The 26,507-nt window shown below is 59.5% G+C and carries 24 protein-coding genes; 20 read left to right on the top strand and 4 right to left on the bottom strand.

Annotated elements, in window-relative coordinates; translation table 11 throughout:
• Positions 1–36: 36 nt before the first annotated feature.
• The 20 genes from mnmE to AC1RMX_RS03070 all read left to right on the top strand — a co-directional run bounded on the left by mnmE (position 37) and on the right by AC1RMX_RS03070 (position 22,836).
• A complete protein-coding gene (gene mnmE, locus AC1RMX_RS03165; protein WP_493070396.1) occupies positions 37–1,407 on the top strand; it encodes a tRNA uridine-5-carboxymethylaminomethyl(34) synthesis GTPase MnmE in 1,371 nt (456 codons plus the stop codon).
• Between the two features lie 552 nt (positions 1,408–1,959).
• Positions 1,960–3,858, top strand: coding sequence for a tRNA uridine-5-carboxymethylaminomethyl(34) synthesis enzyme MnmG (gene mnmG, locus AC1RMX_RS03160; RefSeq protein ID WP_096822379.1), 1,899 nt, complete (start codon positions 1,960–1,962; stop codon positions 3,856–3,858).
• The gene (gene rsmG / locus AC1RMX_RS03155; RefSeq protein WP_007911906.1) at positions 3,855–4,499 is read left to right on the top strand and encodes a 16S rRNA (guanine(527)-N(7))-methyltransferase RsmG; all 645 of its coding nucleotides are present in this window, start codon (positions 3,855–3,857) and stop codon (positions 4,497–4,499) included. The genes mnmG and rsmG overlap by 4 nt, the downstream gene beginning before the upstream one ends.
• Before the next feature lie 18 nt (positions 4,500–4,517).
• The gene (locus AC1RMX_RS03150; protein WP_007954142.1) at positions 4,518–5,315 is read left to right on the top strand and encodes a ParA family protein; all 798 of its coding nucleotides are present in this window, start codon (positions 4,518–4,520) and stop codon (positions 5,313–5,315) included.
• Positions 5,316–5,324: 9 nt separating this feature from the next.
• Positions 5,325–6,197, top strand: coding sequence for a ParB/RepB/Spo0J family partition protein (locus tag AC1RMX_RS03145; protein WP_064600630.1), 873 nt, complete (start codon positions 5,325–5,327; stop codon positions 6,195–6,197).
• A gap of 148 nt (positions 6,198–6,345) precedes the next feature.
• The gene (locus tag AC1RMX_RS03140) at positions 6,346–6,753 is read left to right on the top strand and encodes a F0F1 ATP synthase subunit I (RefSeq protein ID WP_003229783.1); all 408 of its coding nucleotides are present in this window, start codon (positions 6,346–6,348) and stop codon (positions 6,751–6,753) included.
• Positions 6,754–6,769: 16 nt separating this feature from the next.
• Positions 6,770–7,639, top strand: coding sequence for a F0F1 ATP synthase subunit A (atpB, locus tag AC1RMX_RS03135; protein ID WP_007954148.1), 870 nt, complete (start codon positions 6,770–6,772; stop codon positions 7,637–7,639).
• A gap of 134 nt (positions 7,640–7,773) precedes the next feature.
• Positions 7,774–8,031 carry a F0F1 ATP synthase subunit C gene (gene atpE / locus AC1RMX_RS03130; protein WP_003097235.1) on the top strand — a complete coding sequence of 86 codons (258 nt, stop codon included), beginning with the start codon at positions 7,774–7,776 and terminating at the stop codon, positions 8,029–8,031.
• Positions 8,032–8,089: 58 nt separating this feature from the next.
• Positions 8,090–8,560, top strand: a complete 471-nt coding sequence (locus tag AC1RMX_RS03125) for a F0F1 ATP synthase subunit B (RefSeq protein ID WP_007954149.1) — start codon at positions 8,090–8,092, stop codon at positions 8,558–8,560.
• A 12-nt stretch (positions 8,561–8,572) separates the two neighbouring features.
• Complete coding sequence (locus tag AC1RMX_RS03120) at positions 8,573–9,109, top strand: F0F1 ATP synthase subunit delta (protein ID WP_007911956.1); 537 nt, start codon at positions 8,573–8,575, stop codon at positions 9,107–9,109.
• A 21-nt stretch (positions 9,110–9,130) separates the two neighbouring features.
• The gene (atpA, locus tag AC1RMX_RS03115; protein WP_096822378.1) at positions 9,131–10,675 is read left to right on the top strand and encodes a F0F1 ATP synthase subunit alpha; all 1,545 of its coding nucleotides are present in this window, start codon (positions 9,131–9,133) and stop codon (positions 10,673–10,675) included.
• A gap of 50 nt (positions 10,676–10,725) precedes the next feature.
• Positions 10,726–11,586 (top strand): F0F1 ATP synthase subunit gamma, encoded by an 861-nt coding sequence (gene atpG / locus AC1RMX_RS03110; RefSeq protein ID WP_092297368.1) that lies wholly within the window; start codon positions 10,726–10,728, stop codon positions 11,584–11,586.
• 27 nt (positions 11,587–11,613) lie between these two features.
• Positions 11,614–12,993: a F0F1 ATP synthase subunit beta gene (gene atpD, locus AC1RMX_RS03105; protein ID WP_096822377.1), complete on the top strand. Its 1,380-nt coding sequence runs from the start codon at positions 11,614–11,616 to the stop codon at positions 12,991–12,993.
• Positions 12,994–13,038: 45 nt separating this feature from the next.
• Positions 13,039–13,464 carry a F0F1 ATP synthase subunit epsilon gene (locus AC1RMX_RS03100; RefSeq protein WP_007954164.1) on the top strand — a complete coding sequence of 142 codons (426 nt, stop codon included), beginning with the start codon at positions 13,039–13,041 and terminating at the stop codon, positions 13,462–13,464.
• A gap of 118 nt (positions 13,465–13,582) precedes the next feature.
• Entirely contained in the window at positions 13,583–14,950 is a 1,368-nt protein-coding gene (gene glmU, locus AC1RMX_RS03095) for a bifunctional UDP-N-acetylglucosamine diphosphorylase/glucosamine-1-phosphate N-acetyltransferase GlmU (protein ID WP_096822376.1), read from the top strand.
• A 132-nt stretch (positions 14,951–15,082) separates the two neighbouring features.
• Complete coding sequence (locus AC1RMX_RS03090) at positions 15,083–15,859, top strand: DeoR/GlpR family DNA-binding transcription regulator (protein ID WP_493070393.1); 777 nt, start codon at positions 15,083–15,085, stop codon at positions 15,857–15,859.
• A 2-nt stretch (positions 15,860–15,861) separates the two neighbouring features.
• Positions 15,862–17,694 (top strand): glutamine--fructose-6-phosphate transaminase (isomerizing), encoded by a 1,833-nt coding sequence (gene glmS / locus AC1RMX_RS03085; protein WP_096822374.1) that lies wholly within the window; start codon positions 15,862–15,864, stop codon positions 17,692–17,694.
• A 411-nt stretch (positions 17,695–18,105) separates the two neighbouring features.
• On the top strand, positions 18,106–19,797 hold the full coding sequence (hutU, locus tag AC1RMX_RS03080; RefSeq protein ID WP_492574052.1) for a urocanate hydratase: 1,692 nt from the start codon (positions 18,106–18,108) through the stop codon (positions 19,795–19,797).
• Between the two features lie 2 nt (positions 19,798–19,799).
• Positions 19,800–21,332 carry a histidine ammonia-lyase gene (gene hutH, locus AC1RMX_RS03075; protein WP_493070391.1) on the top strand — a complete coding sequence of 511 codons (1,533 nt, stop codon included), beginning with the start codon at positions 19,800–19,802 and terminating at the stop codon, positions 21,330–21,332.
• Positions 21,333–21,429: 97 nt separating this feature from the next.
• Positions 21,430–22,836, top strand: a complete 1,407-nt coding sequence (locus AC1RMX_RS03070) for an amino acid permease (RefSeq protein ID WP_192559377.1) — start codon at positions 21,430–21,432, stop codon at positions 22,834–22,836.
• Positions 22,837–22,883: 47 nt separating this feature from the next.
• On the opposite strand, the gene AC1RMX_RS03065 is transcribed toward AC1RMX_RS03070, so the two are convergent.
• The 4 genes from AC1RMX_RS03065 to AC1RMX_RS03050 form a co-directional block, all read right to left on the bottom strand.
• Positions 22,884–23,792, bottom strand: coding sequence for a MurR/RpiR family transcriptional regulator (locus tag AC1RMX_RS03065; protein ID WP_096817037.1), 909 nt, complete (start codon positions 23,790–23,792; stop codon positions 22,884–22,886).
• A 110-nt stretch (positions 23,793–23,902) separates the two neighbouring features.
• Positions 23,903–24,667, bottom strand: a complete 765-nt coding sequence (locus tag AC1RMX_RS03060) for an ABC transporter ATP-binding protein (protein ID WP_096817039.1) — start codon at positions 24,665–24,667, stop codon at positions 23,903–23,905.
• Positions 24,668–24,685: 18 nt separating this feature from the next.
• Complete coding sequence (locus tag AC1RMX_RS03055; protein ID WP_493070388.1) at positions 24,686–25,798, bottom strand: succinylglutamate desuccinylase/aspartoacylase family protein; 1,113 nt, start codon at positions 25,796–25,798, stop codon at positions 24,686–24,688.
• Between the two features lie 9 nt (positions 25,799–25,807).
• The gene (locus tag AC1RMX_RS03050; RefSeq protein ID WP_493070386.1) at positions 25,808–26,506 is read right to left on the bottom strand and encodes an ABC transporter permease; all 699 of its coding nucleotides are present in this window, start codon (positions 26,504–26,506) and stop codon (positions 25,808–25,810) included.
• Position 26,507: the final 1 nt, after the last annotated feature.

Here is a 26,507-nt window from a genome sequence, read left to right as displayed (position 1 = left end):
TTTTGCTATCTGCCACTTTTGTCTGGATACCGGTTTATGAGCGCACCTCGTGAAACCATCGCAGCCGTCGCCACCGCTCAGGGCCGTGGCGGCGTGGGCATCGTTCGAATTTCCGGGCCGCTGGCCAGCGTTGCGGCCAAAGCCATCAGCGGCCGCGAACTGAAACCGCGGTTTGCCCACTACGGCCCGTTCTTCAGTGACGATCAACAGGTGCTGGATGAAGGTCTGGCGCTGTATTTCCCCGGGCCGAACTCGTTCACCGGCGAGGATGTGCTGGAACTGCAGGGCCACGGTGGTCCGATCGTCCTCGACATGTTGCTCAAGCGCTGCCTGGAACTGGGCTGTCGCCTGGCCCGTCCCGGTGAATTCAGTGAACGCGCCTTCCTCAATGACAAACTCGACCTGGCCCAGGCCGAGGCCATCGCCGACCTGATCGAAGCCAGTTCTGCACAGGCTGCACGCAACGCGTTGCGTTCCTTACAGGGTGCGTTTTCCCAGCGTGTGCATAACCTCACCGAACAACTGATCGGCTTGAGGATTTATGTCGAGGCAGCCATCGATTTCCCGGAAGAAGAAATCGACTTCCTCGCCGATGGCCACGTGCTGAGCATGCTCGACAAGGTTCGTGACGAGTTATCCACCGTCTTGCGCGAAGCCGGACAGGGTGCATTGCTGCGTGACGGCATGACCGTGGTGATCGCCGGTCGTCCGAATGCTGGCAAATCCAGTCTGCTCAACGCATTGGCCGGTCGAGAAGCCGCCATCGTGACTGAAATCGCCGGCACCACCCGGGATATCCTGCGCGAACATATCCACATCGACGGCATGCCACTGCATGTCGTGGACACCGCCGGTTTGCGTGATACCGACGACCATGTGGAAAAGATTGGTGTCGAGCGAGCGTTGAAGGCCATCGGCGAAGCCGATCGAGTGCTGTTGGTGGTCGATGCTACGGCCCCGGAAGCTGCGGATCCGTTCGCGTTGTGGCCAGAATTCCTTGAAACCCGACCAGATCCGGCGAAGGTCACCCTGATTCGCAACAAGGCCGATCTCACCGGTGAAGCCATTGCCCTGGAAGTCAGTGAAGATGGCCACGTGACCATCAGCCTGAGCGCCAAGTCTGCCGGTGAAGGCCTGGACCTGCTGCGTGATCACCTGAAGGCCTGCATGGGTTACGAGCAGACCTCGGAAAGCAGCTTCAGCGCACGCCGTCGTCACCTTGAAGCCTTGCGTCATGCTAGTGCGGCTCTTGAACACGGTCGCGCGCAGCTGACTCTGGCGGGTGCCGGCGAACTGTTGGCAGAAGATCTGCGCCAGGCTCAGCATTCCCTCGGGGAAATTACCGGGGCGTTCAGCTCTGATGATCTGCTGGGACGGATCTTTTCCAGCTTCTGCATCGGTAAATAGCCCTTCCGTTGTCCACAGACAGGTCCATTCGCGACCTGTCTGTCTCTCCTCTTTGACTTCCCTTCCTCCAGTGCCGGACAGATTTTCTGTTCCTGAGCGGATTTTCCGCGTCCGCGATTCCTTCATTCGTCCGATTTCTGTGGATTAAGCCCTGTGAATAACTGCCGCTGAGGGCAGTTGATAACAGGGCCTGAAAACTGAACATAACTGCCTCTGTGGATAACCACCTCATTCATCCACAGGCTTACACCGGTTATCCAAGGGCCTCCTGAGCACATGGGCACAGGGTTTTGAATCGCTGTACATATTGAATATTAAGGCCTGTAGCAATCTATCCACAGAAATGTTGGGCAGTAAGAATAAGCTTTAAAACAAAGGTTTTATAAATTTCTCTCTTTTTTATTCTTTTAACCGCGAGTTCTCCACAGCTGGTTAATTTTTGTGCAAAGGGTTCTTTAGGAAGGGCGAAGTCCCTATACTTATCGACCAGGTCCAGAAACCTGATCTCAAACTATTCCTGAATTACCTACTTAAGCAGGCACGAGGTGCGTGGTGGATTTCCCTTCCCGTTTTGAAGTGATCGTCATCGGCGGCGGTCATGCCGGTACCGAGGCAGCACTGGCCTCAGCACGCATGGGTGCAAAAACCCTTCTGCTGACGCATAACGTGGAAACCCTCGGAGCCATGAGTTGCAACCCGGCCATCGGTGGCATCGGCAAAAGCCATCTGGTCAAGGAAATCGACGCCCTCGGCGGCGCGATGGCCATGGCCACCGATAAGGGCGGCATCCAGTTTCGCGTGTTGAACAGCCGCAAAGGCCCGGCCGTACGAGCGACCCGTGCGCAAGCCGACCGGATTTTGTACAAAGCCGCTGTCCGCGAAATTCTGGAAAACCAACCGAACCTGTGGATATTTCAACAAGCCGCTGACGACCTGATCGTCGAGCAGGAACAAGTACGCGGTGTTGTCACGCAAATGGGTCTGCGTTTCTTCGCTGATTCCGTTGTGCTGACTACTGGTACGTTCCTGGGCGGACTTATCCACATCGGTTTGCAGAATTTCTCTGGCGGTCGCGCCGGTGATCCGCCGTCGATCGCCCTGGCGCACCGTCTGCGTGAACTGCCGCTGCGTGTCGGTCGCCTGAAAACCGGTACGCCTCCGCGTATCGACGGCAAGTCTGTGGATTTCTCGGTGATGACCGAGCAACCGGGTGATACGCCGATCCCGGTGATGTCGTTCATGGGCAACAAGGAACAGCATCCACGTCAGGTCAGCTGCTGGATTACTCACACCAACGCCCGCACCCACGAAATCATCGCCGCGAACCTCGATCGTTCGCCGATGTATTCCGCGGCCGGCGAGATTGAAGGCATTGGTCCGCGTTATTGCCCTTCGATTGAAGACAAGATCCACCGCTTTGCCGACAAGGAAAGCCATCAGGTGTTCATCGAACCGGAAGGTCTGACCACCCATGAGCTGTATCCGAACGGGATATCCACAAGCCTGCCGTTCGACGTGCAATTGCAGATCGTGCAATCGATCCGCGGCATGGAAAACGCGCACATCGTGCGTCCGGGTTATGCGATCGAATACGACTACTTCGATCCGCGCGACCTGAAGTACAGCCTGGAAACCAAAGTTATCGGCGGTCTGTTCTTCGCTGGCCAGATCAACGGCACCACCGGTTACGAAGAAGCCGGCGCCCAGGGTTTGCTGGCCGGCGCGAACGCCGCGTTGCGTGCGAAAGGCAAAGAAGCCTGGTGCCCGCGTCGCGATGAAGCGTACATCGGAGTATTGGTCGACGACCTGATCACCCTCGGTACCCAAGAGCCGTACCGCATGTTCACTTCCCGTGCCGAATACCGCCTGATCCTGCGTGAGGACAACGCCGACCTGCGTCTGACCGAAAAAGGTCGCGAACTGGGTCTGGTCGATGACGCGCGTTGGGCAGCGTTCTGCAAGAAACGCGAAAGCATCGAACTCGAAGAACAGCGCCTGAAAAGCACTTGGGTTCGCCCGAATACGCAGCAGGGCGATGCGATTGCCGAGAAATTCGGCACGCCGCTGACTCACGAATACAACTTGCTCAACCTCTTGAGTCGTCCGGAAATCGACTACGCTGGTCTGGTCGAAGTGACCGGGCAGGGCGCCGAAGATCCACAGGTCGCCGAACAGGTCGAAATCAAGACCAAATACGCCGGTTACATCGACCGTCAACAGGACGAAATCGCCCGTCTGCGTGCAAGCGAAGACACGAAACTGCCTGTGGATATCGATTACACCAACATTTCCGGTCTCTCCAAGGAGATCCAGAGCAAGCTTGGCGCGACTCGTCCCGAGACGCTGGGCCAGGCTTCGCGGATCCCGGGTGTGACCCCGGCAGCGATTTCGCTGTTGATGATTCATTTGAAAAAACGCGGCGCGGGCCGTCAGTTGGAGCAAAGCGCTTGAGTTCTAAGGTCACTTCGCAACACGCCGAAGAGTTATCCACAGGAGCCCGCGAGCTCGGTGTCAATCTCACTGAAACCCAGCACGAATTGCTGCTGGGTTATCTGGCCCTGTTGATCAAATGGAACCAGGCCTACAACCTGACCGCCGTCCGCGATCCGGACGAAATGGTTTCCCGTCACTTGCTCGATAGCCTCAGCGTGATGTCGTTCATCGAAAACGGCCGCTGGCTGGACGTCGGTAGCGGCGGCGGCATGCCGGGGATCCCTTTGGCGATCCTGTATCCGGACTCGCAAGTGACCTGCCTGGACAGCAACGGCAAGAAAACCCGCTTCCTGACCCAGGTCAAACTCGAACTCAAACTGGATAACCTGCAAGTTATCCACAGTCGCGTCGAAGCGTTCCAGCCTGCACAGCCGTTCAACGGGATCATTTCCCGGGCGTTCAGCAGCATGGAGAACTTCACCAACTGGACTCGCCACCTTGGCGACGCCGATACACGCTGGCTGGCAATGAAGGGCGTCCATCCGGCCGATGAGCTGGTAGCATTGCCGGCAGACTTCAAACTCGATAGCGAACACGCCCTGGCCGTACCCGGTTGCCAAGGCCAACGCCATCTGCTGATACTGCGCCGCACGGCATGATTGGGAACACAAGCAAGAATGGCTAAGGTATTCGCGATAGCGAACCAGAAGGGTGGTGTGGGCAAGACCACCACCTGCATCAACCTCGCAGCATCCCTGGTCGCGACCAAGCGCCGGGTGCTGTTGATCGATCTCGATCCACAGGGCAACGCCACCATGGGTAGCGGTGTGGATAAACATGGCCTGGAAAACTCGGTCTACGACCTGCTGATCGGCGAATGCGATCTGGCCCAGGCCATGCACTACTCCGAACACGGTGGTTATCAACTGCTGCCGGCCAACCGCGATCTGACGGCGGCCGAAGTGGTGCTGCTGGAAATGCAGATGAAGGAAAGTCGTCTGCGCAGCGCGCTGGCGCCGATCCGTGAAAACTACGATTACATTCTGATCGACTGCCCGCCGTCGCTGTCGATGCTCACGCTGAACGCACTGGTCGCCGCTGACGGGGTGATTATCCCCATGCAGTGCGAGTACTTTGCGCTCGAAGGTTTGAGCGACCTTGTGGATAACATCAAGCGCATTGCCGAACTGCTGAACCCGAACCTGAAAGTCGAAGGCCTGCTGCGGACCATGTACGACCCGCGCCTGAGCCTGATGAACGATGTATCGGCCCAGCTCAAGGAACACTTCGGCGATCAGCTGTACGACACGGTGATCCCGCGCAACATCCGCCTGGCCGAAGCCCCGAGCTACGGTATGCCGGCGCTGGCCTACGACAAGCAATCGCGTGGCGCGCTGGCCTATCTGGCCCTGGCGGGCGAGATGGTTCGCCGTCAGCGCAAAAATTCACGCATCGCCGCTGCTCAGCCAACTTAAGGAATCCCCATGGCCGTCAAGAAACGAGGTCTCGGACGAGGACTGGATGCACTGCTGAGTGGTCCGACTGTCAGCTCGCTGGAAGAACAAGCGGCGCAGGCTGACAGCCGTGAGTTGCAGCACCTGCCACTGGACCTGTTGCAGCGCGGCAAGTATCAGCCACGCCGGGACATGGATCCGCAGGCGCTGGAAGAGCTGGCGCAGTCGATCAAGGCCCAGGGCGTGATGCAGCCGATCGTGGTTCGCCCGATTGGTGGTGGCCGCTTTGAAATCATCGCCGGTGAACGTCGCTGGCGTGCAAGCCAGCAGGCCGGGCAGGAAACCATCCCGGCCATGGTCCGTGATGTGCCGGATGAAACCGCGATCGCCATTGCGCTGATCGAGAACATCCAGCGCGAAGACCTGAATCCGATCGAAGAAGCGGTGGCCCTGCAGCGCTTGCAGCAGGAATTCCAGCTCACCCAGCAACAGGTCGCCGAGGCTGTGGGTAAGTCCCGCGTCACGGTGGCCAACCTGCTGCGCCTGATTGCGCTGCCGGAAGTCATCAAGACCATGCTGTCCCACGGCGACCTGGAAATGGGCCATGCCCGTGCATTGCTCGGTCTGCCGGACAATCAGCAGGTGGAAGGGGCGCGACATGTTGTCGCACGCGGTCTTACCGTGCGCCAGACTGAAGCACTGGTTCGTCAGTGGTTAAGTGGCAAACCCGAGCCCGTCGAACCCTCCAAACCCGACCCGGATATCGCTCGCCTCGAGCAACGTCTGGCCGAGCGCCTAGGCTCTGCGGTGCAGATCCGCCACGGGAAGAAGGGAAAGGGTCAGTTGGTGATCGGTTACAACTCTCTCGATGAGCTTCAGGGTGTGCTCGCACACATCCGCTGAAACAATTCCTCTTGTAGCGCGCAGTCGGAAATCACTACCTGACAGTTGAATAGGGGCAGAACCGCCCCTATACTCTGCGCGCATTTTGTCGGCACAAATTATGCCAAGTTATTGAATTTCGGCAGCCGACCATTGGAGAGCAATAGTGATGGAAACCCGCAAGCCAAACCGCCTGCCGTTCCATCGCCTGGCGGTTTTTCCGGTGTTAATGGCTCAATTTGTCATTTTGCTCATTGCCGCTTTGGCGCTCTGGCAATGGCACGGAGTCGTTGCCGGATACTCGGGACTTTGCGGAGGCCTGATAGCCTTGCTGCCCAATGTTTATTTCGCTCACAAGGCATTTCGGTTTTCCGGCGCCCGAGCAGCCCAGTCCATCGTCCGGTCGTTCTACGCCGGCGAGGCAGGCAAACTGATTTTGACGGCAGTGCTGTTTGCACTGGTGTTTGCAGGTGTGAAGCCACTGGCGCCGATTGCTGTATTCGGCGCCTTCGTGCTGACTCAGTCGGTCAGCTGGTTCGCTCCCCTGCTGATGAGAACAAGACTTTCGAGACCTTAGGGCGTTTGAGGCAACCATGGCAGAAACAACCGCTTCGGGCTATATCCAGCACCACTTGCAGAACCTGACCTTTGGTCAGCTACCCAACGGCGGCTGGGGCTTTGCCCACACCGCAGCAGAAGCCAAGGAAATGGGCTTCTGGGCTTTCCACGTCGATACCCTCGGCTGGTCGGTCGCGCTGGGTCTGATTTTCGTTCTTCTTTTCCGCATGGCGGCCAAGAAGGCGACTTCCGGTCAGCCAGGTGCACTGCAGAACTTCGTTGAAGTGCTGGTCGAATTCGTCGATGGCAGCGTGAAAGACAGCTTCCATGGCCGTAGCCCGGTGATTGCACCGCTGGCACTGACCATCTTCGTCTGGGTGTTCCTGATGAACGCCGTCGACCTGGTACCGGTCGACTGGATTCCTCAGCTGGCCATCCTGATTTCCGGCGATCACCACATCCCGTTCCGCGCCGTGTCGACTACCGACCCGAACGCGACCCTGGGCATGGCGTTCTCGGTTTTCGCACTGATCATTTTCTATAGCATCAAGGTCAAGGGCCTCGGCGGCTTCATCGGCGAGCTGACCCTGCACCCGTTCGGCAGCAAGAACATCTTCGTTCAGGCGCTGCTGATCCCGGTGAACTTCCTGCTGGAATTCGTGACCCTGATCGCCAAACCGATCTCTCTGGCTCTGCGTCTGTTCGGCAACATGTATGCCGGCGAGCTGGTGTTCATCCTGATCGCTGTGATGTTCGGCAGCGGCCTGCTCTGGCTCAGCGGCCTGGGCGTTGTTCTGCAGTGGGCGTGGGCTGTGTTCCACATCCTGATCATCACCCTGCAGGCGTTCATCTTCATGATGCTGACCATCGTCTACCTGTCGATGGCGCACGAAGAAAACCATTAAGACCAGTCTCGACTAGTCTGATGTCCTTCCCGGTAAAACGGGAAGGGGCTCCTCACGGGGCACCATGAAACGATTTGTTTTACCGCTTTAATCTAAAAAACCTAAACCATACGACGTAAAAGTCGGGAGGAAAGATGGAAACTGTAGTTGGTCTAACCGCTATCGCTGTTGCACTGTTGATCGGCCTGGGCGCACTGGGTACCGCAATTGGTTTCGGCCTGCTGGGCGGCAAGTTCCTGGAAGGCGCAGCGCGTCAGCCAGAAATGGTTCCAATGCTGCAAGTTAAAATGTTCATCGTTGCCGGTCTGCTCGACGCCGTAACCATGATCGGTGTTGGTATCGCTCTGTTCTTCACCTTTGCGAACCCGTTCGTTGGTCAAATCGCTGGCTAATCATTCGGATTTTCCGAGTGATTTGGTGTGATGGACAACGTAACTGCGAGGTGTTGGCGTGAACATTAATGCGACCCTGATTGGCCAGTCCGTTGCGTTCCTGATTTTTGTACTGTTCTGCATGAAGTTCGTATGGCCTCCGGTCATCGCAGCTCTGCACGAACGTCAAAAGAAGATCGCTGATGGTCTGGACGCTGCCAGCCGAGCAGCTCGCGACCTGGAGTTGGCCCAAGAGAAAGCGGGTCAGCAACTGCGCGAAGCGAAAGCTCAGGCAGCTGAAATCATCGAGCAAGCCAAGAAACGCGGTAACCAGATTGTCGAAGAGGCCGTTGAAAAGGCCCGCGTCGACGCTGACCGTGTGAAGGTTCAGGCTCAAGCCGAGATCGAACAGGAACTGAACAGTGTCAAAGACAAGCTGCGCGCCCAAGTGGGCTTGCTGGCTGTCGGCGGCGCCGAGAAGATCCTGGGTGCCACAATCGATCAAAACGCGCACGCAGAGCTGGTTAACCAACTGGCTGCTGAAATCTAAGCGAGGGCGATCATGGCAGAACTGACCACGTTGGCCCGACCTTACGCTAAGGCGGCCTTCGAGCACGCTCAGGCCCACCAGCAACTGGCCAATTGGTCAGCCATGCTCGGCCTGGCTGCAGCGGTGTCGCAAGACGACACCATGCAGCGCGTGCTCAAGGCCCCGCGACTGACGAGCGCAGAAAAGGCCGCCACGTTCATTGACGTGTGCGGCGACAAGTTTGATGCCAAGGCACAGAACTTCATCAATGTCGTTGCCGAAAACGACCGTCTCCCGCTTCTGCCGGAGATTGCTGCTCTGTTCGACCTGTACAAGGCCGAACAAGAGAAATCGGTAGACGTTGAAGTGACCAGTGCTTTTGCATTGAACCAAGAACAGCAAGACAAACTCGCCAAGGTTCTCAGTGCACGACTCAACCGGGAAGTGCGCCTGCAAGTTGCGGAGGATGCTGCCCTTATAGGTGGTGTCGTTATCCGCGCCGGCGACCTGGTTATCGATGGCTCGATTCGCGGCAAAATCGCGAAACTTGCCGAAGCATTGAAATCTTGAGTTTGAAGGGGCAGCAGAGCAATGCAGCAACTCAATCCTTCCGAAATAAGTGAAATTATCAAGGGCCGCATCGACAAGCTCGATGTGACCTCCCAAGCCCGTAACGAAGGCACTGTCGTCAGCGTATCTGACGGCATCGTGCGGATTCACGGTCTGGCCGACGTCATGTACGGCGAGATGATCGAGTTTCCGGGCGGCGTCTACGGTATGGCCCTCAACCTGGAGCAAGACTCCGTAGGTGCCGTTGTATTGGGCTCCTACCAGTCTCTGGCTGAAGGCATGAGCGCCAAGTGCACCGGCCGCATCCTCGAAGTTCCGGTTGGTAAGGAACTGCTGGGTCGCGTTGTCGACGCACTGGGTAACCCTGTTGACGGCAAAGGTCCGCTGAACAACACCTTGACCGACGCGGTCGAGAAAGTTGCTCCAGGCGTGATCTGGCGTAAGTCGGTAGACCAGCCTGTACAGACTGGCTACAAGGCTGTCGATGCCATGATCCCTGTCGGCCGTGGCCAGCGTGAGCTGATCATCGGTGACCGTCAGATCGGTAAGACCGCTCTGGCGATCGACGCGATCATCAACCAGAAAGACAGCGGCATTTTCTGCGTCTACGTTGCAATCGGTCAGAAACAATCGACCATCGCCAACGTGGTTCGCAAGCTGGAAGAAAACGGCGCCCTGGCCAACACGATCATCGTGGCTGCCAGTGCTTCGGAATCTCCTGCGCTGCAATTCCTGGCACCGTACTCCGGTTGCACCATGGGTGAATTCTTCCGCGACCGCGGTGAAGACGCGCTGATCGTTTATGACGATCTGTCCAAGCAAGCAGTGGCTTACCGCCAGATTTCCCTGCTGCTGCGCCGTCCACCAGGCCGTGAAGCTTACCCAGGCGACGTGTTCTATCTCCACTCCCGTCTGCTGGAGCGCGCATCCCGCGTTTCGGAAGAATACGTAGAGAAGTTCACCAACGGCGCAGTGACCGGCAAAACCGGTTCCCTGACCGCACTGCCGATCATCGAAACCCAGGCTGGCGACGTTTCCGCGTTCGTTCCGACCAACGTGATTTCCATCACCGACGGTCAGATCTTCCTGGAATCGGCCATGTTCAACTCGGGCATCCGCCCTGCAGTGAACGCCGGTGTTTCGGTATCCCGTGTGGGTGGTGCCGCTCAGACCAAGATCATCAAGAAGCTGTCCGGTGGTATCCGTACCGCTCTGGCTCAGTACCGTGAACTGGCGGCATTCGCCCAGTTCGCTTCTGACCTGGACGAAGCGACCCGTAAGCAACTTGAGCATGGTCAGCGCGTTACCGAGCTGATGAAGCAGAAGCAATACGCACCAATGTCGATCGCTGACATGGCGCTGTCGCTGTATGCCGCTGAGCGTGGGTTCCTGACTGACGTTGAAATCGCCAAGATCGGCAGCTTCGAACAAGCGCTGATTGCTTTCTTCAACCGCGATCACGCCGATTTGATGGCGAAGATCAACGTGAAGGGTGACTTCAATGACGAAATCGACGCTGGCATGAAAGCCGGTATCGAGAAGTTCAAGGCCACCCAAACCTGGTAAGCCGCAGCGGGAGCCGCAAGGCTCCCGCTTGCTAACCTGATAGGTGTTACATGGCAGGCGCAAAAGAGATTCGCAGTAAGATTGCGAGCATCAAAAGCACGCAAAAGATTACCAGCGCCATGGAAAAAGTGGCGGTCAGCAAAATGCGCAAGGCACAAATGCGCATGGCTGCTAGCCGTCCTTATGCGGAGCGTATCCGCCAGGTAATTGGGCATCTGGCCAACGCCAACCCGGAATACCGCCACCCGTTCATGATCGACCGCGCCATCAAGCGCGTTGGTTATGTCGTAGTGAGCAGTGACCGTGGTCTGTGCGGCGGCTTGAACACCAACCTGTTCAAGGCCCTGGTCAAGGACATGGCGGTAAACCGCGAAAACGGCGTCGAGATTGATCTGTGTGTCGTTGGTAGCAAGGGGGCGGCCTTTTTCCGCAACTTCGGCGGTAACGTCGTTGCAGCTATCAGCCACCTGGGTGAAGAGCCGTCGATCAATGATCTGATCGGCAGCGTCAAGGTGATGCTGGATGCTTATCTGGACGGCCGTATTGACCGCCTGTCCGTGGTATCCAACAAGTTCATCAACACCATGACGCAACAGCCTACCGTGGAGCAGTTGATTCCACTGGTGGCAACCCCGGATCAAGAACTCAAGCACCACTGGGACTATCTCTACGAACCGGATGCCAAGGAGCTGCTGGACGGCTTGATGGTCCGTTACGTGGAGTCGCAGGTCTACCAGGCGGTGGTCGAGAACAACGCGGCTGAACAAGCTGCGCGGATGATCGCGATGAAGAACGCTACCGACAACGCCGGTGATTTGATCAGCGATTTGCAGCTGATCTACAACAAGGCGCGTCAGGCTGCGATCACCCAAGAGATCTCGGAAATCGTCGGCGGCGCTGCCGCGGTTTAACGGTTCAAATATTCAGAGGATCCAGCTATGAGTAGCGGACGTATCGTTCAAATCATCGGCGCCGTTATCGACGTGGAATTTCCACGCGACAGCGTACCGAGCATCTACAACGCGCTGACAGTTCAAAGCGCGGCCGCAACCACTCTGGAAGTTCAGCAACAGCTGGGCGACGGCGTGGTTCGCACCATTGCGATGGGTTCCACCGAGGGCTTGAAGCGCGGTCTGGAAGTTACCGATTCTGGCGCAGCCATCTCCGTACCGGTCGGTAAAGCGACCCTGGGCCGGATCATGGACGTCCTCGGTAACCCGATCGACGAAGCTGGCCCGATCGACACCGACGAGCGTTGGGGCATTCACCGTCCAGCGCCTTCGTTCGCTGAACAGGCAGGCGGCAACGACCTGCTGGAAACCGGCATCAAGGTTATCGACCTGGTTTGCCCGTTTGCCAAAGGCGGTAAAGTCGGTCTGTTCGGTGGTGCCGGTGTAGGCAAAACCGTAAACATGATGGAACTGATCCGTAACATCGCCATCGAGCACAGCGGTTATTCCGTGTTCGCCGGTGTGGGTGAGCGTACTCGTGAGGGTAACGACTTCTACCACGAGATGAAGGACTCCAACGTTCTGGACAAAGTGGCACTGGTTTACGGTCAGATGAACGAGCCGCCGGGAAACCGTCTGCGCGTAGCACTGACCGGCCTGACCATGGCCGAGAAGTTCCGTGACGAAGGTAACGACGTTCTGCTGTTCGTCGACAACATCTATCGTTACACCCTGGCCGGTACTGAAGTATCCGCACTGCTGGGCCGTATGCCTTCGGCAGTAGGTTACCAGCCGACCCTGGCTGAAGAGATGGGCGTTCTGCAAGAACGTATCACTTCGACCAAGGAAGGTTCGATCACTTCGATCCAAGCGGTATACGTACCTGCGGACGACTTGACTGACCCGTCGCCAGCGACCACGTTTGCTCACTTGGACGCCACCGTCGTTCTGTCCCGTGACATCGCTTCCCTGGGTATCTACCCAGCGGTAGACCCACTGGACTCGACTTCGCGTCAGCTGGACCCGAACGTGATCGGCAACGATCACTACGAGACCGCTCGTGGTGTTCAGTACGTGCTGCAGCGTTACAAAGAACTGAAGGACATCATCGCGATCCTGGGTATGGACGAGCTGTCGGAAGCCGACAAGCAGTTGGTAAACCGTGCTCGTAAGATCCAGCGTTTCTTGTCGCAGCCGTTCTTCGTGGCTGAAGTCTTCACCGGTGCTTCGGGTAAATACGTTTCCCTGAAAGACACCATTGCTGGCTTCAAAGGCATCCTCAACGGTGACTACGACCACCTGCCAGAACAAGCGTTCTACATGGTTGGCGGCATCGAAGAAGCGATCGAGAAAGCCAAGAAACTGTAATCCCGGCGCCCGGCAACGGGCGCTCATTTAGGTTGAGGCAATCAGATGGCTATGACAGTCCATTGCGATATCGTCAGCGCGGAAGGAGAAATCTTTTCCGGCCTGGTCGAGATGGTGATTGCGCACGGTGCTCTGGGTGATCTTGGTATCGCTCTGGGCCACGCGCCGCTGATCACGAATCTCAAGCCGGGTCCGATCCGCCTGATCAAGCAAGGCGGGGAAGCCGAGGTGTTCTACATCTCCGGTGGTTTCCTCGAGGTTCAGCCGAACATGGTCAAGGTGCTTGCCGATACCGTGCAACGTGCCGCCGACCTGGATGAAGCTCAGGCTCAAGCAGCTCTCAAGGCTGCCGAAGCTGCTCTGCATGAGAAGAGCGCAGATTTCGACTACGGAGCTGCGTCCGCACGTCTGGCCGAGGCTGCAGCTCAGCTGCGCACCGTCCAGCAGATCCGCAAGAAGTTTGGCGGTTAATCCGTCAGCCACTTGTTGTGCGATTGATAAAAAAGGGTAGCCTCGGCTACCCTTTTTTCTTTTCCGACTTTCAAAAACCCGGTCGCAGTTGCTGACCACCCAGGATTGGTAGCCAGTCATGTCTCTTGAAATCGTTATCCTCGCGGCCGGTCAAGGCACCCGTATGCGTTCGGCACTGCCGAAAGTGCTGCACCCGATTGCCGGTGACTCGATGCTCGGCCATGTTATCCACAGTGCCCGTCAACTTGATCCCCAGCGCATTCACGTGGTCATCGGCCATGGCGCCGATGTGGTGCGCGAGCGGCTGGCCGCCGATGATCTCAATTTCGTGTTGCAGGACAAGCAGTTGGGCACCGGCCATGCGACTGCCCAGGCAGTGCCGTTCATCACCGCCGACACTGTTCTGATTCTCTATGGTGACGTGCCGCTGATCGAAGTCGAAACCCTGCAGCGTCTGCTCAAGCACGTTGTGCCAGGGCAGATGGGGTTGTTGACCGTCGAACTGGACGACCCGACCGGTTATGGCCGCATCGTGCGTGATGCCAGCGGCAAGGTCGCGGCGATTGTCGAGCACAAGGATGCCAGCGAAGCACAGCGCGCGATCACTGAAGGCAATACCGGCATTCTCGCGGTACCTGCCAGCCATCTGGCTGACTGGATGGGTCGCCTGTCGAACAACAACGCCCAGGGCGAGTATTACCTGACCGACGTGATTGAAATGGCGGTCGGTGATGGCCTGGTGGTTGCGACCGAGCAGCCCCATGATCCGATGGAAGTGCAGGGTGCCAACGATCGCAAACAACTGTCCGAACTGGAGCGCCACTATCAGTTGCGCGCTGGCCGTCGTCTGATGGCTCAGGGTGTGACCCTGCGTGACCCGGCGCGGTTTGACGTGCGTGGTGAAGTGACCGCCGGTCGCGATGTGCTGATCGACGTCAACGTCATTCTCGAAGGCAAGGTGGTCATCGAAGACGACGTGGTGATCGGCCCGAACTGTGTGATCAAGGACAGTACTCTGCGCAAAGGCGTGGTGATCAAGGCCAACAGTCATATCGAAGGTGCAGTGCTCGGTGAAGGCAGCGATGCCGGCCCGTTTGCACGCCTGCGCCCGGGCACCGTGCTGGAGGCTCGCGCCCATGTGGGTAACTTTGTCGAACTGAAAAACGCCCGCATGGGCGAGGGCGCCAAGGCCGGACACCTGACCTATCTGGGCGATGCCGAGATAGGTGCCCGCACCAACATCGGCGCCGGCACCATCACCTGCAACTACGATGGTGCGAACAAGTGGAAAACCGTGTTGGGCGAAGATGTGTTCATCGGCTCCAACAACTCGCTGGTGGCGCCTGTGGATATCTCCGCGGGTGCAACCACCGCAGCCGGTTCGACCATTACCCAGAATGTGGATAACGCTCAGTTGGCCGTCGGCCGTGCGCGGCAGAAGAACATCGATGGCTGGAAACGGCCGGAGAAGATCAAGAAGAGCTGAGTTATCCACAGCGCTTCAATCTGAAAAATCGCTGCCTAAGGGCAGCGATTTTTTTTCATCCCCGTCTTGACGGTTTTGCTGCGATAGGTTTTGATTGCTTTCATTATCTTTCGAATCGAAACTTAGCGCGCCATGTCGAAACGCAACACACCCCAACGTCGCCACAACATTCTGGCCTTGCTCAATGAGCAGGGCGAAGTCAGTGTCGACGAGCTCGCCAAGCGTTTCGAAACCTCGGAAGTTACGATTCGCAAGGATCTGGCCGCACTGGAAAGCCATGGTCTGCTACTGCGCCGTTATGGCGGAGCGATCACCATGCCCCAGGAACTGGTGGCCGACGCCAGTCAGAACGTTTCCAAATACAAACAGGCGATTGCCCGTGCGGCGGTCAGCCGTATTCGCGAACACGCCCGCATCATCATCGACAGCGGCAGCACCACGGCCGCGATGATTCCCGAGCTCGGCCAGCAGCCGGGTCTGGTGGTGATGACCAACTCCCTGCACGTCGCCAACGCCTTGAGCGAACTCGAACACGAACCAGTCCTGCTGATGACCGGTGGTACCTGGGATCCCCATTCGGAATCCTTTCAGGGCCAGGTCGCCGAGCAGGTACTACGCTCTTACGACTTCGATCAGTTGTTTATCGGTGCCGATGGCATCGATCTGGTGCGTGGCACCACCACGTTCAATGAACTGCTCGGCCTGAGCCGGGTGATGGCGGAAGTGGCGCGGGAAGTGATCGTGATGGTCGAGGCCGACAAGATCGGCCGCAAGATTCCAAACCTGGAGCTGCCGTGGAGCAGTGTCCATACCCTAATCACCGATGATCGCCTGCCGCAGGAGGCACGGGATCAGATTCAGGCTCGCGGTATCAATTTGATTTGCGCGACGGTCAGTCAGGAGAAATAAGCATGTGTGGAATTGTCGGCGCGGTAGCTGAACGTAACATCACCGCCATCCTGGTCGAAGGCCTCAAGCGCCTCGAATACCGGGGTTATGACAGTGCCGGTGTGGCGGTGTACACCAATGACGGCACGCTGGAACGCACCCGTCGCGTGGGTAAGGTCAGCGAACTGGACGCAGCCCTGGCGGAACATCCGCTGATTGGCCGTCTCGGTATCGCCCACACCCGCTGGGCAACCCATGGCGCGCCGAGCGAACGCAACGCCCACCCGCATTTCTCCGGCAACGTCGCGGTGGTGCACAACGGCATCATCGAAAATCATGAAGCGCTGCGTGAGCAACTCAAGGCGCAGGGTTACGTGTTCTCTTCCGACACCGACACCGAAGTCATCGCCCACCTGCTGACTGAAAAACTCAAGGCGCTGCCGGACCTTTCCGACGCCCTGAAGGCGACGGTCAAGGAACTGCATGGCGCCTACGGTCTGGCGGTTATCCACGCGCTGCAACCGGATCGCCTGGTCGCGGCTCGCAGCGGCAGCCCGCTGGTGATCGGTCTGGGTCTGGGCGAAAACTTCCTCGCTTCCGACCAACTGGCCCTGCGTCAGGTCACCGACCGTTTCATGTACCTGGAAGAGGGCGATATCGCCGAAATCCAGCGTGACAAGGTGCAGATCTGGGACGTGACCGGCAAAGCCGTCGAGCGCCAGACCGTGCAGTACACCGACGGTGCCGAAGCCGCCGACAAAGGCGAGTTCCGCCACTACATGCTCAAGGAAATCCACGAGCAGCCATCCGTGGTGCAACGCACGCTGGAAGGTCGATTGAGCTCGGATCAGGTGCTGGTGCAGGCGTTCGGCCCGCAGGCCGCCGAGCTGTTCGCCAAGGTGCGCAATGTGCAGATCGTGGCGTGCGGCACCAGTTATCACGCCGGCATGGTTGCCCGTTACTGGCTCGAAGAGCTGGCGGGGATTCCGTGCCAGGTCGAAGTTGCCAGTGAGTTCCGCTACCGCAAGGTGGTGGTGCAGCCGGATACACTGTTCGTCACCATCTCCCAGTCCGGCGAAACCGCCGACACCCTGGCCGCCCTGCGCAACGCCAAGGAGCTGGGTTTCCTGGGCAGCCTGGCAATCTGCAACGTCGGCATCAGTTCGCTGGTGCGCGAATCCGACCTGACCCTGCTGACCCAGGCCGGTCGCGAAATCGGCGTGGCCTCGACCAAGGCGTTCACCACGCAACTGGTCGGCCTGTTGCTGCTGACCCTGTCCTTGGGTCAGGTCCGCGGCACTCTGGAAAAAGGCGTTGAAGCCCGACTGGTCGAAGAATTGCGTCGCCTGCCAACTCGCCTGGGCGAAGCGCTGGCCATGGACAGCACCGTGGAAAAAATCGCCGAACTGTTCGCCGACAAGAACCACACCCTGTTCCTCGGTCGTGGTGCGCAATACCCGGTAGCGATGGAAGGGGCGCTGAAGCTCAAGGAAATCTCTTACATCCACGCCGAAGCCTATCCGGCCGGCGAACTGAAGCATGGCCCGCTGGCGCTTGTGGATAACGACATGCCGGTGGTGACCGTGGCGCCGAACAACGAACTGCTCGAGAAGCTCAAGTCCAACCTGCAGGAAGTCCGTGCACGTGGCGGCGAACTGATCGTGTTCGCTGACGAAAAGGCCGGTATGACCAACGGCGAAGGCACCCACGTGGTGCAGATGCCACACATCCACGACATCCTGTCGCCGATCCTCTACACCATCCCGCTGCAACTGCTGTCGTATTACGTCGCGGTGCTCAAAGGCACTGACGTGGACCAGCCGCGCAACCTGGCGAAGTCGGTGACGGTGGAATAAGTTATCCACATGGGTAACCCGCAATAAGCGGTCACAACCTGGAGGCCCATTGGGGCCTCCAGGTTGTGGCATGTTCCCCACTTTTTGTTACCGAACACCCCAGCAAGGCGCAACGCCACGCTTCTTTAACAGTCTCCCGCCGCTCAAAACACTCCCTGTAAAAAAAACTGAAATACGCCGCAACCCTTGATTTTGGCGCTCTCCAGCCATGTCTGCAGTTCTTGTTGGATAGCTTCTCAGCAAGTTGGCCGTTCAATTGCATATGCTTGTATGTACAAGTAAAGACGTATGCATACGAGTTGAAAGAAACCGAGCATCACGTCCACTGATTCGCTTGTCGCGCCAAGGGGCGCACAAGCCGCTTGCCCATCGCCAGGGTTGGTTTGAATTGATCGCTGAGGAGTCTTTTTCGTGACTGACAACAACCGTACCAAATTCCGTGACGTTGAAATCCGCGCTGCCCGCGGCAACAAGCTGACCGCCAAGAGCTGGCTGACCGAAGCGCCGCTGCGCATGCTGATGAACAACCTCGACCCGGAAGTGGCCGAGAACCCGAAAGAACTGGTGGTCTACGGTGGCATCGGCCGCGCTGCGCGCAACTGGGAGTGCTACGACAAGATCGTCGAAAGCCTGACCAACCTGAACGACGACGAGACCCTGCTGGTGCAATCCGGCAAGCCGGTCGGTGTGTTCAAGACCCACAGCAATGCGCCGCGCGTACTGATCGCCAACTCCAACCTGGTGCCGCACTGGGCGACCTGGGAACACTTCAACGAACTGGACGCCAAGGGCCTGGCCATGTACGGCCAGATGACCGCCGGCAGCTGGATCTACATCGGCAGCCAGGGCATCGTCCAGGGGACTTACGAAACCTTCGTCGAAGCCGGTCGCCAGCATTACAACTCCAACCTCAAGGGCCGCTGGGTCCTGACCGCCGGCCTCGGTGGCATGGGTGGCGCCCAGCCACTGGCTGCAACATTGGCCGGTGCTTGCTCGCTGAACATCGAATGCCAGCAGGTGAGCATCGATTTCCGCCTGAAAAGCCGCTACGTCGACGAGCAGGCCAAAGACCTCGACGACGCGCTGGCGCGCATCACCAAGTACACCAAAGAAGGCAAGGCGATCTCCATCGCGCTGCTGGGCAACGCTGCGGAAATCCTCCCGGAACTGGTCCGTCGCGGTGTGCGTCCGGACATGGTCACCGACCAGACCAGCGCCCACGACCCGCTCAACGGCTACCTGCCGGCCGGCTGGACCTGGGACGAATACCGCGCCCGCGCCAAGACCGAACCGGCCGCTGTGATCAAAGCCGCCAAGCAATCGATGGCGGTGCACGTCAAGGCGATGCTGGACTTCCAGAAGCAAGGCATCCCGACCTTCGACTACGGCAACAACATCCGCCAGATGGCTCAGGAAGAGGGCGTCGAGAATGCCTTCGACTTCCCGGGTTTCGTTCCGGCCTATATCCGTCCGCTGTTCTGCCGTGGCATCGGCCCGTTCCGCTGGGCGGCGCTGTCGGGTGATCCGCAGGACATCTACAAGACCGACGCCAAGGTCAAAGAGCTGATCCCGGACGACGCGCACCTGCACAACTGGCTGGACATGGCCCGCGAGCGCATCAGCTTCCAGGGTCTGCCGGCACGTATCTGCTGGGTCGGCCTGGGCCAACGCGCCAAGCTCGGTCTGGCGTTCAACGAAATGGTTCGTCGCGGCGAATTGTCGGCACCGATCGTGATCGGTCGCGACCACCTCGACTCCGGCTCGGTCTCCAGCCCGAACCGCGAAACCGAATCGATGCAGGATGGTTCCGATGCCGTCTCCGACTGGCCACTGCTCAACGCCCTACTGAACACCGCGAGCGGCGCGACCTGGGTGTCGCTGCACCACGGCGGTGGCGTCGGCATGGGCTTCTCCCAGCACTCGGGCATGGTGATCGTCTGTGACGGCACCGACGAAGCGGCCGAGCGTATCGCTCGCGTACTGCACAACGACCCGGGCACCGGTGTGATGCGCCACGCCGATGCCGGTTACCAGATCGCCATCGACTGCGCCAAGGAGCAGGGCTTGAACCTGCCAATGATTACTTCGGTTAAAGGAGCCTGAACATGACTGCACTGAACCTGATCCCTGGCCAACTGAGCCTGTCCCAACTGCGTGACGTCTACCAGAACCCGGTCAAGCTGACCCTCGATTACAGCGCTGCTGCGCAGATCGAAGCTAGCGTCGCCTGCGTCGAGCAAATCCTCGCCGAGAACCGCACTGCCTACGGCATCAACACCGGTTTCGGCCTGCTGGCCTCGACCCGCATCGCCAGCGAAGACCTGGAAAACCTCCAGCGCTCGCTGGTGCTGTCCCATGCCGCTGGCGTTGGTCAGCCGATCAGCGATGAGCTGGTGCGTTTGATCATGGTGCTCAAGGTCAACAGCCTGAGCCGTGGTTTCTCCGGCATCCGCCGCGTGGTGATCGATGCGCTGATCGCCCTGATCAATGCCGAGGTTTACCCGCACATTCCGTTGAAAGGTTCAGTAGGCGCATCCGGCGACCTCGCGCCATTGGCGCACATGTCGCTGGTGCTGCTGGGTGAGGGCAAGGCGCGTTACAAGGGTGAGTGGATGGAAGCGACCGAGGCGCTGAAAGTCGCCGGTCTGACCCCGCTGACGTTGGCGGCGAAAGAAGGTCTGGCGCTGCTCAATGGCACTCAGGTTTCTACGGCATTCGCGCTGCGCGGTCTGTTCGAAGGTGAAGACCTGTTTGCCGGTGCACTGGCGCTGGGCGGTCTGACGGTGGAAGCGGTGCTCGGTTCGCGCTCGCCGTTCGACGCGCGTATCCACGCTGCCCGTGGCCAGAAAGGCCAGATCGACACCGCTGCTGCCTATCGCGATCTGCTCGGCGAGCGCAGCGAAGTCTCCGACTCGCACCAGAACTGCGAAAAGGTTCAGGACCCGTACTCGCTGCGCTGCCAGCCGCAAGTCATGGGCGCTTGCCTGACTCAGTTCCGTCAGGCTGCCGAGGTGTTGGTTATCGAGGCCAACGCCGTGTCGGATAACCCATTGGTATTTGCGGCCGAAGGCGACGTGATTTCCGGTGGCAACTTCCACGCCGAACCAGTGGCCATGGCCGCTGACAACATGGCTTTAGCCATCGCCGAAATCGGTTCCCTGAGCGAGCGTCGCATCTCGCTGATGATGGACAAGCACATGTCGCAACTGCCGCCGTTCCTGGTGGCCAATGGCGGGGTGAACTCCGGTTTCATGATCGCCCAAGTGACTGCGGCCGCCCTGGCCAGCGAGAACAAGGCGCTGGCTCATCCGCATTCGGTGGACAGCCTGCCAACCTCCGCCAACCAGGAAGACCACGTGTCGATGGCCCCGGCTGCCGGCAAGCGGCTGTGGGAAATGGCCGAAAACACCCGCGGGATTCTCGCGGTGGAATGGCTGGCGGCGGCGCAAGGTCTGGACCTGCGCAACGGCCTGAAGACCTCGACCAAACTGGAACAGGCCCGGGCGATTCTGCGTCGCGAAGTGCCGTTCTACGAGAAGGACCGCTTCTTCGCGCCGGACATCAATGCAGCGACCGAGCTGCTGGCTTCGCGGACGCTGAATGAGTTGGTTCCGGCGAACTTGCTGCCGAGTCTGTAAGTGCCTCATCGCCAACAGGCTGTCTTCCACTCTGCGTGGAGGCCGGCCTGTTGGCGTTTCGATTTTTGCGTCGAATAACAATAAATAAGGACGAAAAATGCAGCAGCCAGCAAAAGGTTTGAAACGCGGGCTTTCGGCCCGACACATTCGCTTCATGGCCCTGGGATCCGCAATCGGTACCGGGTTGTTCTACGGTTCTGCCTCGGCCATCCAGATGGCCGGTCCTGCGGTTCTGCTCGCTTACCTGATCGGTGGCGCGGCGGTGTTCATGGTCATGCGCGCCCTGGGCGAGATGGCGGTGCACAACCCGGTCGCCGGCTCGTTCGGGCATTACGCGAGCACCTATCTCGGCCCGATGGCGGGCTTCATCCTCGGTTGGACCTACGCGTTCGAAATGGTCATCGTCGGCATGGCCGATGTGACGGCGTTCGGCATCTACATGGGCTTCTGGTTTCCGGAAGTCTCGCGCTGGATCTGGGTGCTGGGCATCGTTTCGGTGGTCGGCGGCCTGAACCTGTGCAACGTCAAAGTCTTCGGTGAAATGGAGTTCTGGCTGTCGTTGCTCAAGGTCGCGGCTATCGTCGCGATGATCCTCGGCGGCTTCGGCATCATGTTGTTCGGCATCAGCACCGCCCCCGGGCAGGCGACCGATATCAGCAACCTGTGGACCCAGGGCGGCTTCATGCCCAATGGCGTGGGTGGCCTGATCGCCTCGTTTGCGGTGGTGATGTTTGCCTTCGGTGGTATCGAAATCATCGGTGTGACCGCCGGTGAAGCCAAGGACCCGCACCGTGTGCTGCCCAAGGCGATCAACGCCGTGCCGCTGCGCATCCTGCTGTTTTATGTGCTGACGATGTTGGTGCTGATGTCGATCTTCCCGTGGCAGCAGATTGGCAGCCAGGGTAGCCCGTTCGTGCAGATTTTCGACCACCTGGGCATCAGCTCGGCGGCCACGATTCTGAACATTGTGGTGATCTCGGCGGCGGTGTCGGCCATCAACAGCGACATCTTCGGTGCGGGCCGCATGATGTACGGCCTGGCGCAGCAAGGGCATGCGCCGAAAGGCTTCGCGCGCCTGTCACGCAATGGCGTGCCGTGGCTGACGGTGATTGTGATGAGCTGCGCGCTGTTGCTGGGCGTGTTGCTGAACTACCTGATCCCGGAAAACGTGTTCCTGCTGATCGCTTCCATCGCGACCTTCGCCACGGTGTGGGTCTGGCTGATGATTCTGTTCACCCAGGTGGCCATGCGTCGTTCCATGACGGCCGAGCAGGTGGCGCAACTGAAATTCCCGGTACCGTTCTGGCCGTATGCGCCGATGGCGGCGATTGCCTTCATGCTGTTCGTGTTCGGCGTGCTGGGTTACTTCCCGGACACCCAGGCAGCGCTGATCGTCGGCGTGGTCTGGATCGTGTTGCTGGTGCTGGCTTATCTGACGTGGGTCAAACCGGCGGCCGGGCAGGCTGCGCGGGTGACCAGCGATCAGCCGGTTTCTCAGCCTTGATCTGATCGAAGGGGGCGCCCGGGATATACCGGCGCCCCCTTCACGCATCACTTCTTCGGCGATTTGCTGCCGTTGGGGATGTGCAGGTAAGACATCACGCTTTCGGTCAGCTCGGTCGCCAGTTTGACCGCTTCCTTGTTGCGCGCCATCACGCCTGCGACCAGTCCCTCGATCAATGCCAGCATGGCCACGTTGGAGCTGGTCAGCACCGGATGATCGCAGGGTGCAAACAGCACATGCTCGGCAATGCTGGTGAGCGGCGAGGCCGGTGAGTCGGTGATCGCCAGTACCGACGCGCCGCGTTGGTTGGCGAATCGGGCGAGTTGCAGGGTGTCGAGGGAATAACGCGGCAGGGAAATCGCCAGCAACACATCCTGATCGGTGATCGCGGCCAGTCGGTACGCGGCGTTTTCGTTGCCGCCCTCCATGCTGATGGCGGTGGCGTCGGCGCAGAACGGCATCAGGGTCGAGGCGGCGAGGCCGGCGAAGTAGACGCTGTTGCCGAATCCGAGGATGTAGATCTTGCGCGCAGTGGTCAGCCGGGTGACGAACGCTTCGAAGGCCTCGGCGTGGTTGTTGGTCGCCGCCGTGGCCAGGTTGCTGCTGGCGCTCTCGATCTGTTCATGCAGGCCGAACGCTCCGCCCGGACGATGAGCCAGTTCATTACGCAGCTTGTCGACCGGCGACACCATCTGCTGCAACGTCGCTACCAGTTCAGCCCTCATGCCCATGTAGCCACCGAGGTCCATCGCCTTGGCCAGTCGGTTGACGGCGGCGGGCGAGGTCGATGTTTCGTGGGCCATTTCCTCGATCGTCAGCGTCGCGGCTTTCAGCGGATGACGCAGGATGAAGTCAGCCACCTTGCGCAGCGACGGCGGCAGATCGGCAACGATTTCCGCCAGTTTGCGCATGACCGGTGCGGCGTAGACCGTGGTGTCTTTCGATGGGCTGGGCATATCCGGATCAACAGTTCCTGAAAGTGAGAGAAGGGCTGCGCCTGACAAGGTTGGCTGGAGTGTATCCGAAGCCAACCGTTGCAGGACAACGCCGAGCGAAGCGGTCGGGCTTACTTCAGGCTCCCGGCCAGAAACTGCTGGAGGCGTTCTGACTGCGGATTGACCAGCACTTCACGTGGATCTCCGCGCTCCTCGACCAGCCCTTTGTGCAGGAACACCAGTTGGTTGGAGACCTCGCGGGCGAAGCCCATTTCGTGGGTCACGACCACCATGGTACGACCCTCCTGGGCGAGGTCCTGCATGACCCGCAGCACTTCGCCCACGAGTTCGGGATCGAGCGCCGAAGTCGGTTCGTCGAACAGCATCACTTCCGGTTCCATGGCCAGTGCGCGGGCAATCGCCACGCGCTGCTGTTCGCCACCCGACATGTGGGCGGGCCAGGCATCCTTGCGATGCGCCACGCCGACTTTGTTCAAATAGTGCTCGGCCTTTTCCCGGGCCTCTTTCTTGCCCACGCCCAGTACATGCACCGGGGCTTCCATGACGTTTTCCAGGGCGCTCATGTGCGACCACAGGTTGAAATGCTGAAACACCATCGACAACCGTGAGCGCATGCGTTGCAACTGCCGGGGTTCGGCTGCCTTGAGCCCGCCCAGTTTGTTCGCCACCAGTTTCAGCGGTTCGCCATTGAGCACGATGCTGCCGGCGTTGGGTTGTTCCAGCAGGTTGATGCAACGCAGGAAGGTGCTTTTGCCTGACCCGCTGGAGCCGATGATGCTGATCACGTCGCCAGCCTGGGCCTGCAGGGACACGCCCTTGAGCACCTGGTGGGCGCCGTAGCTTTTGTGCAGGTCCTGAATTTCAAGTTTGTACATGGTGTGAACTCTCTGGCATCAGTCGCTGAGCAAGCGGCCTTGGCGAATAGGGGTGAAACCGGCGACCTTGGCCAGCCACAGACCGGGTTGGGCAAAGCGCAGGCGTTCGCGGGCATAGAGCACGCCGTCGGTGCAGGCGCGGACGATGCTGTGACGGTCGTTGAGCGGATCATGGACTTCGAAAAGAGGATCGCCGACCTTGACCCGCGCCCCCAGCGGTTGCAGGAAACTGACCACGCCCGGGTGCGGCGCACAGGCGTACTGCGCGCCGGCGAACGGCATCGCTTCGCAACGACTCGACGGCGCTGGCGGCCATTCACCGTTGATCAATCCCTGTTCGGCGAGGTAGCCGAGAATCGCCTGCGCACTGTGGGTGCATTGCTCGCGTTCGGTGTCGGCCATGCCGCGCAATTCGATGGTGGTCGCCGCGCAGGCCAAGGGAATGGTGGCTTCCGGGAACAGCTCGGTCAGGCGCAGCCACGGCACCGCGCAAGCCTCGTCGAAAGCACTGCCGCCAGCGTCTTCGGCCAGCAACGTGACCTCGGCACCCAGGCGTGCGGCCAGTGAATGCAGGCGTCCCCAGTGTTGCGGCATGGTGTAGAGCAGCATCACCGACTCGAAATCGCAATGCAGGTCGAGCACCACATCGGCGTCACAGGCATGTTGCAGCAACAGGCGACGCAGGCCATCGAGTTCCGAGGCCGGTGGCGGCATGTCGGCGAGGGTGTCGATCAAGGCGCGGCGGATCAGCGCGATGTTGGCGTCGGCGTCATCGCCCAACCGGCCTTTGAGCAGCGGCGCCACGGCTTCGGCCAGCTCCGGGAAGTCGCGATTGAAGTTCTTGCCGCTGGCGAACTCGAAGCGACCTTGATGGGTGGCCTGGAACATCTGGGCGATGCCGATCGGGTTGGCCATCGGCACCAGCTCGATCACGCCGTTCAGGCGACCCTGTGCTTCCAGTTCCAGCAGGCGGCGCTTGAGCTCGACGGCCACGCGCATCCCCGGCAACTCGTCGGCATGCAGGGAGGCCTGGATGTACGCCTTGCGCGGGCCGGCGCCAAACCGGAACACCGACAGTGTCCGTTCGGTGCCCGAAGCGCTCCACGGCAACAGGTATTGAATCTTTTCCATGTCAGCTCCTTAGTGCTTGCGCGGTGCCAGGTAGGCCAGCCAGCGGCGTTCGGCCAGCTTGAACAGGCGCACCAGAATGAATGTCAGGGCGAGGTAGACGAGGCCGGCGGTGATGAACGCTTCGAACGGCATATAGAACCGCGAGCTCACCGTGCGTGCCGCGCCGGTGATATCCACCAGCGTGACGATCGAGGCCAGGCTGGTGGTTTGCAGCATCATCAACACTTCGTTGCTGTACTGCGGCAATGCCCGGCGCAAGGCCGATGGCAGCAAGATGCGGCGGTACAGGGTCAGGCGGGACATGCCCATCGCCCGGGCGGCTTCGATTTCGCCATGGGACGTGGACTTCAGACTGCCCGCCAGCAATTCCGCGCTGTAGGCACTGGTATTGATGGCGAACGCCAGGCAGGCACAGAACGTGGCGCTGGAGAGGTAAGGCCAGAGCACGCTTTGGCGCACCGCTTCGAACTGCGCCAGGCCGTAATAGATCAGGAACAGTTGCACCAGCATCGGCGTGCCGCGAATCACGTAGGTGTAGAGCCACGCCGGGAAGCTGAGCAGCGGCGAGCGCGACACCCGCATCAGCGCCAGCGGAACCGCCAGGACCAGCCCCAGGCTCAGGGAAATGAGCAGGACTTTGAGGGTCAACAAGGCGCCGTCGAAATACAGCGGCAGGTTTTCCCAGATCAGGTTGTAGTCGAGAATCATC

The sequence above is a fragment of the Pseudomonas sp. GW822-FHT03F04 genome (genome assembly GCF_058801405.1).
The sequence above is the reverse complement of the archived record's forward strand: the minus strand, read 5'-3'. Positions and strand labels throughout refer to the sequence as shown.

Bases quoted from the DNA above. Each gene is read 5' to 3' on its own strand.
- mnmE (WP_493070396.1), top strand. From the start codon at position 37: ATGAGCGCACCTCGTGAAACCATCGCAGCCGTCGCCACCGCTCAGGGC.
- AC1RMX_RS03150 (WP_007954142.1), top strand. From the start codon at position 4,518: ATGGCTAAGGTATTCGCGATAGCGAACCAGAAGGGTGGTGTGGGCAAG.
- AC1RMX_RS03145 (WP_064600630.1), top strand. From the start codon at position 5,325: ATGGCCGTCAAGAAACGAGGTCTCGGACGAGGACTGGATGCACTGCTG.
- AC1RMX_RS03140 (WP_003229783.1), top strand. From the start codon at position 6,346: ATGGAAACCCGCAAGCCAAACCGCCTGCCGTTCCATCGCCTGGCGGTT.
- atpB (WP_007954148.1), top strand. From the start codon at position 6,770: ATGGCAGAAACAACCGCTTCGGGCTATATCCAGCACCACTTGCAGAAC.
- atpE (WP_003097235.1), top strand. From the start codon at position 7,774: ATGGAAACTGTAGTTGGTCTAACCGCTATCGCTGTTGCACTGTTGATC.
- AC1RMX_RS03120 (WP_007911956.1), top strand. From the start codon at position 8,573: ATGGCAGAACTGACCACGTTGGCCCGACCTTACGCTAAGGCGGCCTTC.
- atpA (WP_096822378.1), top strand. From the start codon at position 9,131: ATGCAGCAACTCAATCCTTCCGAAATAAGTGAAATTATCAAGGGCCGC.
- atpG (WP_092297368.1), top strand. From the start codon at position 10,726: ATGGCAGGCGCAAAAGAGATTCGCAGTAAGATTGCGAGCATCAAAAGC.
- atpD (WP_096822377.1), top strand. From the start codon at position 11,614: ATGAGTAGCGGACGTATCGTTCAAATCATCGGCGCCGTTATCGACGTG.
- AC1RMX_RS03100 (WP_007954164.1), top strand. From the start codon at position 13,039: ATGGCTATGACAGTCCATTGCGATATCGTCAGCGCGGAAGGAGAAATC.
- glmU (WP_096822376.1), top strand. From the start codon at position 13,583: ATGTCTCTTGAAATCGTTATCCTCGCGGCCGGTCAAGGCACCCGTATG.
- AC1RMX_RS03090 (WP_493070393.1), top strand. From the start codon at position 15,083: ATGTCGAAACGCAACACACCCCAACGTCGCCACAACATTCTGGCCTTG.
- glmS (WP_096822374.1), top strand. From the start codon at position 15,862: ATGTGTGGAATTGTCGGCGCGGTAGCTGAACGTAACATCACCGCCATC.
- hutH (WP_493070391.1), top strand. From the start codon at position 19,800: ATGACTGCACTGAACCTGATCCCTGGCCAACTGAGCCTGTCCCAACTG.
- AC1RMX_RS03070 (WP_192559377.1), top strand. From the start codon at position 21,430: ATGCAGCAGCCAGCAAAAGGTTTGAAACGCGGGCTTTCGGCCCGACAC.
- AC1RMX_RS03065 (WP_096817037.1), bottom strand. From the start codon at position 23,792: ATGCCCAGCCCATCGAAAGACACCACGGTCTACGCCGCACCGGTCATG.
- AC1RMX_RS03060 (WP_096817039.1), bottom strand. From the start codon at position 24,667: ATGTACAAACTTGAAATTCAGGACCTGCACAAAAGCTACGGCGCCCAC.
- AC1RMX_RS03055 (WP_493070388.1), bottom strand. From the start codon at position 25,798: ATGGAAAAGATTCAATACCTGTTGCCGTGGAGCGCTTCGGGCACCGAA.
- AC1RMX_RS03050 (WP_493070386.1), bottom strand. From the start codon at position 26,506: ATGATTCTCGACTACAACCTGATCTGGGAAAACCTGCCGCTGTATTTC.